The sequence below is a fragment of the Streptomyces sp. NPDC055955 genome (assembly GCF_042270245.1).
Classification (GTDB): domain Bacteria; phylum Actinomycetota; class Actinomycetes; order Streptomycetales; family Streptomycetaceae; genus Streptomyces.
The window spans coordinates 117,509-130,176 of the sequence record NZ_JBHJYS010000025.1 but is presented as its reverse complement, the minus strand read 5'-3'; the positions used below and the strand labels follow the sequence as shown (position 1 = coordinate 130,176).

The 12,668-nt window shown below is 68.5% G+C and carries 12 protein-coding genes, 1 tRNA gene and 2 pseudogenes; 6 read left to right on the top strand and 9 right to left on the bottom strand.

The features are described 5' to 3' along the window. Positions 1–17: 17 nt before the first annotated feature. The gene (locus ACFC96_RS37430; RefSeq protein WP_376616630.1) at positions 18–143 is read left to right on the top strand and encodes a hypothetical protein; all 126 of its coding nucleotides are present in this window, start codon (positions 18–20) and stop codon (positions 141–143) included. 474 nt (positions 144–617) lie between these two features. Further along, the gene (locus tag ACFC96_RS37425; RefSeq protein WP_376616628.1) at positions 618–1,451 is read left to right on the top strand and encodes a transporter substrate-binding domain-containing protein; all 834 of its coding nucleotides are present in this window, start codon (positions 618–620) and stop codon (positions 1,449–1,451) included. A gap of 196 nt (positions 1,452–1,647) precedes the next feature. On the opposite strand, the gene ACFC96_RS37420 is transcribed toward ACFC96_RS37425, so the two are convergent. Then, a complete protein-coding gene (locus ACFC96_RS37420) occupies positions 1,648–1,731 on the bottom strand; it encodes a transposase (protein WP_376616691.1) in 84 nt (27 codons plus the stop codon). A gap of 36 nt (positions 1,732–1,767) precedes the next feature. Between ACFC96_RS37420 and ACFC96_RS37415 the strand changes: the two are divergent. The 3 genes and pseudogenes from ACFC96_RS37415 to ACFC96_RS37405 all read left to right on the top strand — a co-directional run. Beyond that, positions 1,768–2,070, top strand: a pseudogene (locus tag ACFC96_RS37415) (TetR/AcrR family transcriptional regulator); the annotation flags it as partial. A gap of 552 nt (positions 2,071–2,622) precedes the next feature. Continuing rightward, complete coding sequence (locus tag ACFC96_RS37410; protein WP_376616627.1) at positions 2,623–3,540, top strand: NADP-dependent oxidoreductase; 918 nt, start codon at positions 2,623–2,625, stop codon at positions 3,538–3,540. A 311-nt stretch (positions 3,541–3,851) separates the two neighbouring features. Beyond that, positions 3,852–3,921 (top strand) — tRNA-Ile (locus ACFC96_RS37405). A 130-nt stretch (positions 3,922–4,051) separates the two neighbouring features. On the opposite strand, the gene ACFC96_RS37400 is transcribed toward ACFC96_RS37405, so the two are convergent. The 5 genes and pseudogenes from ACFC96_RS37400 to ACFC96_RS37380 all read right to left on the bottom strand — a co-directional run bounded on the left by ACFC96_RS37400 (position 4,052) and on the right by ACFC96_RS37380 (position 8,201). Then, entirely contained in the window at positions 4,052–5,005 is a 954-nt protein-coding gene (locus tag ACFC96_RS37400; RefSeq protein WP_376616625.1) for a beta-propeller fold lactonase family protein, read from the bottom strand. A 743-nt stretch (positions 5,006–5,748) separates the two neighbouring features. Beyond that, positions 5,749–5,850 (bottom strand): annotated as a pseudogene (locus tag ACFC96_RS37395) (IS5/IS1182 family transposase); the annotation flags it as partial. A 65-nt stretch (positions 5,851–5,915) separates the two neighbouring features. Then, complete coding sequence (locus ACFC96_RS37390; RefSeq protein WP_340457437.1) at positions 5,916–6,545, bottom strand: bifunctional 4-hydroxy-2-oxoglutarate aldolase/2-dehydro-3-deoxy-phosphogluconate aldolase; 630 nt, start codon at positions 6,543–6,545, stop codon at positions 5,916–5,918. Then, positions 6,533–7,279: an IclR family transcriptional regulator gene (locus ACFC96_RS37385; RefSeq protein ID WP_376616623.1), complete on the bottom strand. Its 747-nt coding sequence runs from the start codon at positions 7,277–7,279 to the stop codon at positions 6,533–6,535. The genes ACFC96_RS37390 and ACFC96_RS37385 overlap by 13 nt, the downstream gene beginning before the upstream one ends. A 4-nt stretch (positions 7,280–7,283) precedes the next feature. Next, entirely contained in the window at positions 7,284–8,201 is a 918-nt protein-coding gene (locus ACFC96_RS37380) for a sugar kinase (protein ID WP_376616622.1), read from the bottom strand. A 155-nt stretch (positions 8,202–8,356) separates the two neighbouring features. Here ACFC96_RS37380 and ACFC96_RS37375 point away from each other — a divergent pair, with 155 nt between their 5' ends. After that, positions 8,357–9,715 carry an MFS transporter gene (locus ACFC96_RS37375; RefSeq protein ID WP_376616620.1) on the top strand — a complete coding sequence of 453 codons (1,359 nt, stop codon included), beginning with the start codon at positions 8,357–8,359 and terminating at the stop codon, positions 9,713–9,715. Between the two features lie 463 nt (positions 9,716–10,178). On the opposite strand, the gene ACFC96_RS37370 is transcribed toward ACFC96_RS37375, so the two are convergent. The 3 genes from ACFC96_RS37370 to ACFC96_RS37360 form a co-directional block, all read right to left on the bottom strand. Continuing rightward, positions 10,179–10,904, bottom strand: a complete 726-nt coding sequence (locus ACFC96_RS37370; RefSeq protein ID WP_376616618.1) for a FadR/GntR family transcriptional regulator — start codon at positions 10,902–10,904, stop codon at positions 10,179–10,181. A 149-nt stretch (positions 10,905–11,053) separates the two neighbouring features. Then, positions 11,054–11,740 (bottom strand): alpha/beta hydrolase, encoded by a 687-nt coding sequence (locus ACFC96_RS37365; protein ID WP_376616616.1) that lies wholly within the window; start codon positions 11,738–11,740, stop codon positions 11,054–11,056. A gap of 425 nt (positions 11,741–12,165) precedes the next feature. Beyond that, positions 12,166–12,468: a hypothetical protein gene (locus ACFC96_RS37360; protein ID WP_376616614.1), complete on the bottom strand. Its 303-nt coding sequence runs from the start codon at positions 12,466–12,468 to the stop codon at positions 12,166–12,168. Positions 12,469–12,668: the final 200 nt, after the last annotated feature.

The following is a 12,668-nucleotide window of genomic DNA, read 5'->3' as shown; positions in this document are numbered from 1 at the left end:
GAGGAGGAGTGGCGCCCGTGACGCTGGCCCTCTACCTACCCGGCCTAGTTGCCGCTCCACGCTGGCTCCACATCACGGTCGGGGTCATCATCCTGGGCCTGATGATCGCCCGCCTGTGGCTGTTCTTCCGCCGCCGGAAGTGACCGTTTCCCGGGTTCGCGCCCTGTTCCCCCGCCCTCCGGGTCGCAATCGGCGCATGGACGACGTGTCGTACATGGTGCGCGGTAGTACCCGCGCTGTGTGTCAGCGCGAGCTGGACCGTATCTGCCGGCTGCTCGGCGCGGTGCCGACCATGCTCCCGGCGAACACCGTCGGCTGCGGCTGGACTGCCTGCGCTGCACCCACAACGAAGGCCCCGGACGCCGAGGACGACGTCCGGGACCCTGCCGTTTCTGGTTAACCGAGGGTGCCGGCGAAAAGGTGCCGCACTTCACCGAGCGCGCCCATGCCACAACGGGCCGAGGACGGAGCCTCCATGCGCGTCATGCTTCTCCGTCCCAGGTAGGACGCGTCCCGCACGGCTCAGCTTCCCGCCCCGTGGACACGGTCTTCACCTGCGTGAACTCTTCTGCCAGGGTGATCACTTCATCCTGCAACCATTGTGCCGAGGAGTCGCGATGAGCCGCCGTGCGTCCAGAGAAAGTGCCGCCACCCTGTCCGCCCTGGCCTGCCTGCTCGCCGTGACCGCCGCCGCGCCCGCCGAGGCGTCGAAGGCGGACCGCCCCGCGCAGAAGAAGCAGCACGAGAGCCTGCTGGACGCCGTGCCGAAGTCCAAGGTGCTGCGCGTGTGCACCACGGGCGACTACCGTCCGTTCACGTACAAGGACCCGAAGGACGGTTCCTACAGCGGCATCGACATCGACATGGCCCAGGACCTCGCGAAGAGCCTCGACGCCAAGGCCCGTTTCGTGGACACCACATGGGCGAATCTCACGAAGGACCTGGCGGCCGGGAAGTGCGAAATCGGCGTCGGCGGCGTCTCGATCACGCTTCCCCGCGCCCACCAGGTGTACTTCAGCGAGCCGACCCGCGAGGACGGCAAGACGCCGATCGTGCGCTGCGCGGACAAGGACAAGTACCAGACGCTCAAGGACATCGACCAGGCGGGGACGACCGTGGTCGTCAACCCGGGCGGCACGAACGAGCAGTTCGCCCGCGCGAACATCAAGCAGGCCACCATCAAGGTCCACCCGGACAACACCACGATCTTCGACGAGATCGTGGCGGGCCGGGCGGACGTGATGATGACCGACGCGAGCGAGACGCTCTACCAGGCGAAGCTCCACCCCGAGCTGTGCTCGGTCCACCCCGACAAGCCGTTCACGTTCGCCGAGAAGGCGTACGCGACGCCGCGCGGCGACCGCGACTTCCAGCAGTACGTGACCCAGTTCGTGCATCTGGCGACGCACGACGGGACGTACGCCAAGTACGAGGCGGAATGGATGAGTTGAGCCGAGTCGTGCTCTACAGGGTATCTTCACAGTCACCATGCTCGACCGGCTCTTCTACCCTTGATCTTGGCCGGTGCTCCGCCCTTTAGGGCGGGGGTGAAGGCCCTCTCAGGACTGCTCTGGCCCGCGCCAGGGGCACGGGTCCGCACTGTTCACCTCAGCCCACGGGGGCGCTTCTGATTTTCGATGCACTGCTTCACGAGGTCAGGGGTGCCCCGCCGCAGCTTCCGGCGAAGTAGGAACCGGACCAGAAGTGTCCGCCCCACAGGTACCGGCGCACGTGGGTGTCGTATTCCTTCCGGCGTCGTGCACGGTGCACACTCCGCAGGAGGCCCTGCGGCGCTTCCTGCTACTGCTCGTGGACCACGCGGCGGTGGGCAAGGGCATGTCCACTGTCCTGGAAAGCATCATGGCGGGACTCACCGGTCTTCGACGACGCACGCACCCGCATGGCCAACGCCCTCTCCCTGCTGCTCAACGCCGGCAGCGCGGCTGGCACGTCCGCGATGACGTCACCGGCTCCACCCTGCTGCGCGCCCTGGGCGGCATCTGCGGCATGCGCGCCACGGAGGGCTGGCTGGGCTGCAGTCGACTTCTGCGGGGACGAACCGCAGCATGAGTATGGCAGCGAGGTGGACGCCGGCACGGCAGCTTCCAGGGTCTCGGGCACGATGGCGGTCTGCCCGCCGTGCTGAGAAGTCGGTCCCTGCCAGAGGGAGCGCATCGCTTCCTCAAAGCGCGATGGGATCGGCGCCCGACGGTCGTCCAGCACGGGGTGGGCCGCCTGTCGAGCAGGACGTGGAGCAGGTCGAGGAACACGGAAACCTCCGGTCATCGGCAGGGATCTTTCGCCCCTTGCCGAGTCCGGGAGGCCGTGCAGACAGCAGCGGCGCCCGATGTATTCCGAGTGATCCGGGGGCTTCTTGTCTTCCAGAGTGCGCCGAGCCCGCTCCGGATTGTTCATCGCACCCCTGCCCGGCCCGCGCCTTCCGTCCCGGATAACCGCGCTGCTGAGCACCGGTCAGCGGGCGGTCCTCGATTCCCTGCTGACCGAACCGACCGGGCGCGGGGTGTCGGAGCTGGACTCGACGCCGACCAGCTGGTCACCTTCGTCTGAACGCCCACCCGGAAACCAAAACCCACAACACATGCGCGGAAGAGGACCATCTCGATGAAAGCCATTGTGGTAACCGACCAAGCCGCGGGAACGGCCGGGATGACACTGACGGAGCGGCCTGAGCCGCACGCATCGATCAACGACGTCATCGTTCAGATTCACGCATCGGGCTTCGTCCCGACTGAGATGGAGTGGCCATCGACCTGGACCGATCGCGCCGGCCGTGACAAGACACCGTCGATCCCCGGCCATGAGCTGGCCGGAGTGGTCACCGCCCTCGGCTACGGCACGACGGGACTGTCGGTCGGGCAGCGGGTGTTCGGCCTCGCCGACTGGCACCGTGACGGCACCCTGGCGGAGTACGTGGCGATCGAAGCACGCAACCTCGCACCGCTGCCCGGCGACGTCGACTTCACGGTGGGCGCGTCCCTGCCCATCTCAGGCCTGACCGCCTGGCAGGGGCTGTTCCAGCACGGCCGCCTTCAGTCCGGCCAGAGCGTCCTCGTCCATGGCGCGGCCGGGGCAGTCGGGACGATGGTGACCCAGCTGGCCCGTGAGGCCGGTGCTTACGTCATCGGCACCGGACGCGCCGCCGACCGCGAGAAGGCACTCGACTTCGGCGCGCATGAGTTCGTCGACCTCGAGAATGACGCGCTGAAAGACGTCGGCAGCGTCGACCTGGTCTTCGATGTCATCGGTGGCGACGTTCAGAAGCGGTCCGCTGCCCTGATCAAGGCTGGAGGAACGCTGGTGTCCATCGTCGGCCCGGTCGAGGCGCGACCCGCTGACGGCCTGGCGGTGGACTTCGTTGTCGAGGCCGATCGTGCCGGACTGGGTGAGATCGTGCAGCGGGTGCGGGACGGACGGCTGCGGACAAACATCGGTGACATCGCCAGCTTGGATGATGCCGTTGATGCGCTCAATCCGACCGCGCGACGCCGCGGGAAGACTGTCATCCGCGTACGCCCGTAGGCAGTGGTGGCCACAGTCCGACGGCGTGGCCGTCCCCCCGGCGCCACCGAGACCATGCGTGGAGCGGCCTCCAGCGAGTCAGTGTTTGACGCGGTGGCGCGCAAGTACGGGGTCAAGGTGTGACATGAGGGGACGGGCCGTGGTGCCGAGATGCCTTGGAGCAGCAGAAGCGCCGCAGAGTTCCGCGGTCGACATGTTCGTGCTCAGCGGCACACGGCCGCTGTGAACGTTGCGTGCGACCGCGGCGATCGCCCGCGACCGGAGGTGGCCGACGCGCCCACTGCCATGGCGTGGAGCCGTATGCACCACGCGGGTGGAGCGGCTCGGTGGCTCGCTGGGCGGATGGCTCAGAGGTCGCAGGTTCACATCCTGTTTCCGCCACTGCATCACCGCAGGGCCCGGATCTCACTCGATCCGGGCCCCGTGATGTAGAGGCACACGTGGGTCGTGCCTTACCTGGAGGGCAGCCTCGGGACCGGCGGTCGTCACCACCGCAATCGAGAGGCGCAGGCTATGTCGCGATCACTGTCACCGTGTCATCTTTCTGGCCGGTGGCGTAGACGCTTTTCCCGTCCGGGCTCACCGTCACCCCACCCGGGCCGTCGCCGACGGGAACGGTTCTGACCACCGCGTACGTGTCCGTGTTGATCACCGTCAACGTGTCCGAACCCGCGTGCAGCACGTAGAGGCGATCCTTGGTCGGGCTCGCCGCCACCGCCCCCGGCCCATCACTGGCCGGGATGGTCGCTACTACCGAGTTGGTGACCGTCGAGATGACCGACACCGAGTTCCCAAGGTTGCCTACGTAGAGGCGAGTTCCGTCCCGGTCCATCGACACGCCGAGTGGATTGTCGCCGACCGGGATGGTCGCAACCACCGTGTTGGTGAGTGTGTTGATCACGGACACTGTGTCCGAGCTCGCGTTGGACACGTAGAGGCGGGTTCCGGTCCGGCTCAATACCGCCCCGCTCGGGGTGTCGCCGACCGGAACCGTCGTGATGACCGCGTTGGTGAGTGTGTTGATCACCGACACTGTGTCCGAGCCGGCGTTGACCACGTAGAGGCGGGTTCCGAGCCCGCCTACAGCAAGCCCTCTTGGCGTGTCACCGACCGGGATCGTCCCGATCACCGTGTTGCTGATCGTGCTGATCACCGACACCGAGTCAGAACCCTGGTTGGACACGTAGAGGAGGGTTCCGAGCCCGCCCACCGTCACCCCGGCCGGGGAGTCGCCGACCGGGATGGTCGCGATCACCGCTTTGCTGGACCTGTCGATCACCGACACCGAGTCATCGCCCGCGTTGGCCACGTACACGCGGCTCCCCAGCGGACTCACCGTCACGCCAAGCGGGTTGTCGCCGACCGGGATCGTGTCGATCACGGCCTGGGCGGCTGCGGGGGTGGCCGCCCAGGCAGCCGGGAAGGCTCCGCCGGCCACCGCCATGACCAACACGAGCATCGACATCTGAAGGTGCGAAACCAGCCGGGGCGTCCCCCGGCCTGGCTCCCGCACCCCTGACCGGTGCCGACGCGGCAGCCCGACCAGCGATCTCCGCTCCATACGCAGTACTTCCCTTCGTGGACAATCAGGAAAGGCCATCGGCTCCTGAGAAATCCTCACCGACGGGCCTACCCCATCCGCCGTGATATCTGACCCAATTAAATGGAAATCAGTGGCAGCACGGTCTGGAACATTTATGGTGCCATCGCAGATTAGAGTGACTGGCGATTTCCACCCCGGAGGCTTTCCCCTGCTCCACTCAAATGGGTGATGCCGATGGAGGGAAATAGAAATAAGAAAGGGCGGGCATTGCCCGCGATTTTCAGAGGGTTGAAGGTGCAACTCTCATGTCTTGAAGTTCAGTTGGCACCCATGTGAGACTGCCGGAATTCATCTACGTGGCAGCGCAAGGCCACGCTCGATCGATGTGTTCTCGGGTTAGTTGAGAGGCGGCAGGGGGCCGATCACTCTTTGGCCCCATCTTCGTTGCCGGCACCGGCGCGCGGGTCACTGTGCTGCACCGTACCTTGTTCTGCGCGGCGACGGCCGCGCACGGGAAGTGGCGCCCCCCGGCAGGGGCGGCCCCGCGTTCCGTGCATCTCAGGTGCGTCCAACGAGTACAACGGAGGTTCCATCGCGACAGAACGCTTATTCGGTGTCCTGTGTGGTGAGGTGGGATAGACACCTCACCATGGGTCAGGGGACGACAGCCTCTCATCAGGCGTGTTCTGCTTTCCGCCACCCTGAGGCCGCACCTGATCCGCCGGAATCAACGGCCCGGCGATCTCCCACAGCCCGTCCGGGACAATTCAACTCCACGTCCGGTGACCCATGTTGAGGAGCACTACCCAGCCTCACCATGTAGGACACCGTCTTAGCGGGACCCCAGCAGTTCGGCCAGCAGCGGGAGTTGCTCCGGGTCCTCCAGGGCTGAGCCCACGGCGACGACCCTGGCCCCGGCTGCCAGGTAAGCGGCAGCGTTGGACGCGTCGATGCCACCCGTCGCCACGAACGGCACCTCCGGGAACGGCCCCCGCATGGCCTTGAACCAGCCCTGGCCGAGCACGCTCGCCGGGAACGCCTTCAGCCAGGTCAGGCCGAGCGCTCGCGCGGCCTGGACGTCGGTGGCCGTGGCGACGCCGGGCAGGTGCGGCAGGCTCGCGTCGAGGCTGGCCCGCGCCACCTCGGCGTCGAGCCCGGGGGCCACCGTGAACGCGGCCCCCGCCGACACCGCCCACTCGAGCCGCTCGGTCGTGGTGACCGTCCCCGCGCCGACCGCCTTGCCACGCTCGCGGCCCGCGGTCACCACGGCGGCGAGCACTCGCGCGGCCTCCTCGGTCTGCACCGGCACCTCGACGCACTCGATGCCCAGGTCCCAGGCTCGTACGGCGAGTTCCACGGACTTGTCCGCCGGCATGCCGCGCAGGATCGCCATCACGGGCGACGTGGCGAACAGCTCGTCGAACGTCGGCATCTCGGGGTCCACGGGGGTCAGGGGCGCCATCCCAGCTCCTTGGAGATCGTCTCGGCGGTGGCCATCAGGTCAGGCAGTACGTCGGCCTCAAGGGCGGTCAGGTCGGCCTTCGCCTTCAGGGCGGTGACGGACACGGCGGCGACCACGTCGCCGGCGCTGTCACGCACGGGGACGGCGACACAGTTCACGTAGTCCTCGTACTCACCGTCGTCGACGGCCCAACCGCGCGCCCGCGTCTTGTCGAGGGCCGCGCGGTAGGCGGCTGCGTCGGTGATCGTCGTGCTGGTGTGCGGCGCGAAGTCGCAGCGGGCGAGGAGGGCGTCGGCCCGAGCGTGGGGTACGTGGGCGAGGATCGCTTTGGCGACGCCCGCGGTGTGCAGCGTGACGGGTCGGCCGATCTGCGAGTACAGCCGCACTCCGTCCACCGGGTCGACCTTGTCGATGTACACGATCTGCTCGCCTTCCAGTGCGGCGAGGTGCACGGTGTGTCCGCTGCGCTCGCCGAGCCCGCGCACGTGCTCGCTCGCGACGTCCTTCAAGTCGAACTGTTCCAGGGCGAGTTGGGCGAGTCCGGCGAGCCGGTGGCCGACGGCGTACCGTCCGTCGGGCAGGCGGCGGGCGAGTCCGCCCTCGGTCAGCGCCTCCAGCAGGCGCAGCGCGGTCGACCGGTGCACGCCCAGGTGCTCGCCGACCTCGGTCTGCGTGCGCGGTCTGCGGGCGATGCACTCCAGGATGTCGATGGCCCGGCGTACGGTCTGTGACATGACCTCAGTTCCTGTCGTTCGGCGAGAGGGGGACGTAGTCCTCGATGCTGCGCAGCGTGCGCCCGGCCAGACGGTGGCCGAGGGCGAGGCGCTCGCGCGGCGCCGCCCCGTCGAGGAGCCCGCTCAGGTATCCGGCGGCGAAGGCGTCACCCGCGCCGACGGCCTCCACCACGTCCACGGCGGGAGCGGCCACGAACTCCTGTGTTCCGTCGGTGAATTCAGTGGCTCCCACGGCGCCGTCCTTGACGACGAGCGTGCCGCGCGGCGCGATGTGATCGCGGATGTCCTGGGCGGTGACGGTGCCCCACAGGGTCTCGCCCTCGTCGCGGCCGACGAGCACGATGTCGGCGCGGCGCGCCAGGGCCAGCAGCGCCTCGGCCGCCTCGCCGTGCGAACTCCAGAGCGCGGGGCGGTGGTTGATGTCGAACGAGACCAGGGTGTTGGTGCCGGCCGCCCGCTCCAGAAGCGCGGCCACGAGCGCCGCGCACGTGTCGGACAGGGCGGGTGTGATCCCGGTCAGGTGCAGCAGCCGTACGCCGGTCAGGTCGATGGCGTCCGCGTCGGCCGCGCTCATCCGGGAGGCCGCCGAGCCGGCCCGGTAGTAGTGCACGCGCGTGCCGTCGGGCCCCGGGTCCTTGAAGTAGACGCCGGTCGGGGCCGCGGTGTCGCGCCGTACGCCGGTGACGTCCACGCCGCGTGACGCGACCGCCGCGACGATCCGCCGCCCGAACGGGTCGTCGCCGACCCGGCTCACCCAGCCGGCGCCGTGGCCGAGGTCGGCGAGGTACTGGGCGACGGTCGACTCGGCGCCCGCGACGGCGAGCCGCAGCTCCCCGCTGTGTTCGAGGCCTGCGCCGTCGGCGGGCGTGACCTGCGCCATCGTCTCGCCGAGGCAGACAGCCGTCACGGCCGTGGTGGTCATCGCGCCGTCCCTCCAGAGGCATGGACATGCCATTGACATCCCGTAGTGCTCATGAAGAACATTAGCAGCCCTTGCGCAACACGCGTGCATATGTTGCAACAAGAGGTGTGAGCCGCACAGAGTCCCCCCACCCGCGTAAAGCGAAAGGGAGTGAGATGAGCACGACGCCGAGCCCATCCACCCACCAGAACCCCCATCAGAACGCCCATCAGGAGACCGGACCGCAGGCGGCGATGAGCGCCCGCACCCGGCAGCGCCGCACCGCCGCCGCCAGCGTCGTCGGCTCGATCCTCGAGTGGTACGACTTCTTCCTCTTCGGCGCCTCAGCCGCGATCGTCTTCAACAAGGTCTTCTTCCCGAACGTCTCCCCGTTCGCGGCGACGCTCGCCTCGTTCGCGACCTTCGGCCTGGGCTTCGCCGTCCGCCCCATCGGCGGCCTGATCCTCGCCCACCTCGGTGACCGCATAGGCCGCCGCCCGGTGCTGATCCTCACCGTGGTCCTGATGGGCGCCGGCACCCTCGCCATCGGCTTCCTGCCCACGTACCACCAGATCGGCATCTGGGCCCCGGTGCTGCTCGTGCTCTGCCGGATGATGCAGGGCTTCGGCGTCGGCGCCGAACTCGGTGGCGCGTACGTCATGTCGACGGAGGCGGCGAAGGCCGAGAAGCGCGGCTTCTACGGATCGCTTCCCGGCGCGGGCGAGTTCATCGGCGTCGTCATCGCCTCCGGCGCGGTCGCCGCCGTCTCCACGCTGCCCGAGGACGACTTCCTCAGCTGGGGTTGGCGCATCCCCTTCCTGGCGAGCGCCCTGGTCGTGATCATCGCCCTCGCCATCCGCAACGCAGCCCCCGAAACCGAGCAGTTCGAGGCCACTCGCGAAAGCGGCAAGCGCGAGAAGCTCCCCGTCCTCGCCGCGATCAAGACCCGCCCCAAGGCGATCGCCCTCCTCATCGGCTCCGGCTGCGCCACCGCCATCGCCTCGTACGCGATCCAGGGCTATCTGCCGAGCTACCTCACCAACCAGCTCGGCCTGTCCTCCGGCACGTCGGTCCTCGGCATCACCATCGCCTCGGCGATCTCCATCCTCACCATCCCGATGGCGGGCGCCCTGTCCGACCGGGTCGGCCGTAAGCCGGTGATGATCGGCGGCGCCGTGGCGATCACGCTTTTCGCGTATCCGTTCTTCTGGCTGGTGGACACCCGCGAGCCGTGGCTGATCTACCTGGCCATCACCGTCGCGTTCGCCTTGATGCTCAACTCGATCTTCGCGGTCACCGGCACGTTCTACGCCGAGTCGCTGCCGACCGAGGTCCGCTACAGCGGCCTCGTCTTCGTCCGCGAGATCAACGGCGTCATCTTCGCGGGGACTTCACCGTTCGTGGCAACGCTGCTGGTCGACGCCGGCGGCGATCGCCCCTGGTACCTGGCCGGCTACATGGCCGCCGCCGGACTCGCCAGCGCCCTGTGCGTGTGGCGCCTGCCGGAGACGGCACCGGCCCGTACCAAGGCCTGAAACGAAACCCGCGCGGCGCCCGTGCCACGGAAACCCGGATACGGTGCCAGTGGCCGCCCGGCAGGATGCGGCATACCGGCAGCCCTGCACCGGCGAGCGACCAAAGATGGTCTCGTCCCGCGGCCAGAGCGGCTCACGCCCCCACGGCAAGACGGTCTCCGAGGCGGTACCGAAGTTCGCCTACCCGTGCCCCTTCTACCTGATGTGCCTTAAGGGCCGGACCGTTGCGCCGACCGAGGCGGCGTCCAGAAAGGTCGCCGCGACACGACACACCCCCGTCCCCGGTGCGTAGCCGGAGACGGGGGTGTGTCGTGCTGGTGGGCTGCTACTGCGTCACTGCAGTCGCGACGATGATCGGGCGAGTGCCGCGATGTGGATTGCGGGTCCGGTCACTCTCGCGTCACGAGGGCTATACCGCCCCACGGAAACCGAGTTGAGGCTGCCGCTCGGACGGCCCGGTGCCTCAGCCCCGGCCGGACGCCGCGCGAGCCTGCCCGCGCACGGCCAGGTCGAGGTCGCGGTCCGCCTTCGCTGGCAGGTCCGCCATGGCAGCACCCGAGCGGGAGGCGTCACGGTCCCGGATCGCGTCCGGGACCGCGCGGTGACTGGGCACCGGGTCGTCTGCGCAGCCGTGCTGACCGTGCACGATGTCGCGCGCCCGCAGTGCGGGGGCCATCAGGTCGTGCGGCATGGCCGGCATCTCGTTGCCGGACGCGACGAGGAGCGTGCGGTGGAAGTCGGAGTCGGCGGCCACCGCCTCGGCCGCGTCGTCCCCGGCCCGCGCCATGCGGTCGAGTGCCGCTTCGAGGTCCCCGAGCTTCTGTTCGGTGCGGCGTTCGGCGACCCGGCGGACAGCGGCGGGTTCGACGATGGAGCGCATCTCGGCGAGGTCGCACAGGACCGCGTCCACCTCGCAGCCCTCGATGCGCCGGCGGGTCACATCCGCGTCCAGGACGTTCCACTCGGTGCACGGCCGGACGAAGGTGCCGCGCTTCTGGCGGGAGGCGACCAGGCTCTTGCCGCCGAGGACCTTGAGCGCCTCACGGATGACGGTGAGGCTGACGCCCATGTCGTCAACCTGGGTGCGCGGGTCGAGAGTGGCGCCGACGGCGACATCGCCCCCGACCACCCGGGAGCCCAGCGATTCGATGACGCCTCCGTGCACTCCCCGCCCGGCGTAGGACACCATGATCCGCTCCCCTGCGCGCGACGGGCCGACTGCCGGTCGCACCACTTTCGGCGGCATTGAAAGCTTGATGTCGTTGCAAGGAGGTGGCCCGGTCGGTCCGGGGTCGCCTCCTTGCGTGTTGTGCTCAGGCCGGTCGTTGTCGGCTTGGCCTAGGCGTCGAGGGACTCCGCGGCCTCGCGGATCACATCGAGGACGAAGTCAGGATGCGAGAGCATGGGAACGTGGCTGCTGTCCACGGGACGGATATGGGCGCCCATGCGCTCGGCGGCGGACCGCTCCAGGTCGGGGTGCACGGTGTGGTCGTTGTTGGCGACGATGTACCAGCTCGGCTTTGTCCGCCAGGCGGTGCCGGGAACCTGCTGGCTGAACAGGTCCGCCACGGGCACAGCGCCCGTCGCCAGGACGAGCTTCTGCTCCGCTTCCGGGAGGTCGCCGCAGAAGTGCGGGACGCCCGAGGGCTTGAGCCACACGCGGCCGTCGGCGACGTCCACGTGCTCGAAGATGGGAGTGCGGGGGAATTTGTCCTGCTGTTCCTGCGACGTCTCGTTCTCGTCAGGGGCGAGCGCGGCGATGTACACCAGAGCGCCGACGCGGTCGTGGGTGCCCGCTTTGGTGATCAGGGTCCCACCGTAGGAGTGACCGACCAGCACGATCGGGCCGGGGACGTGGTTGAGCGTGAAGTTGAGACACGCGACGTCACTTTCGAGCGAGTCGAGGCCGTGCTGTGAGGCGAAAACCTCGTGCCCCTCAGCCTGGAGCGTGGGGATGAGCTTGTTGAAGCACGACCCATCCGCCCAGAGTCCGTGGGCGAAGACAATGCTGGGCTTGTTCGCCATGACATTTCCTCCTACGAAGAGATCAAATGTGCAATATTGCACCAGGTTGCCCGTTCAGCGGCTGTTTTTGCGTGCTGGCCAGGCGTGTCGCCCCATCCACGGGTGCCATCAACGGCGCCGGACGTCAGGACTCCTGGGGCGCCCGAGGCATCTGAGACGTCTGAGGCGGCCAGCGTGGCCGGGTGACTCCGCGTCAGTACCGAGGGGTGATCGAACTCCTAATTGGGATCGCGCCCCGCCCCTCCAGGCGATGTCCAGCACTCGGCGGGGCATTCAACCCCTGCACGACACCCATGTAAGGACTCAAATTCCTGCGGTCGAATCGAGCGCATCGTAGATCTCGGTCAGCCGCGGGGGTCTATGCGGCCGAAGGCACGCCGAGGGGGTGCCCTCCGCCAACAGCGGAAGGGCACCCCCAAGGGCGGTCAGCGGTAGTCGTAGCGGTCGTGACCCCAACGGTCGTAGCGGTGGTGACCCCAACGGCCGTCACGGTGGTGACCCCAACGGCCGTCGCGGTCGCCGCGGTGGTGACCCCAGCGGCCGTCACGGTGGTGACCCCAGCGACCGTCGTGGTCGCCGCGCCTGTAGTCGTGACCGTGGTCGTTTCCACGGTCGTGCGCGGCAGGAGATGCCACCGACGGCGCGGTGGCGGCGCTGGCGCCAGTGGCGCCGCCCACCAGGAGGGCGCCCGCGACGCCCAGTGCGGCGACAAAACGGGAAACTTGCATTCCATGCTCCTTTCACGGCAGGCGCCTGATGCGCCTGCCTGGGTCGGACTCGTTCATGCTCGCGTCCGCAATGCGCCGTTGCGCCCGACTCGCCACTAAGGGCGCCTTATATAGCGAAAAATCGTTGAATAGGGAACCGGTGCCTGGTGTGTCGGCGTCACGCGCGCGTAGCGGGGGGGCTCCCCCGTCCAAGGGTGAAA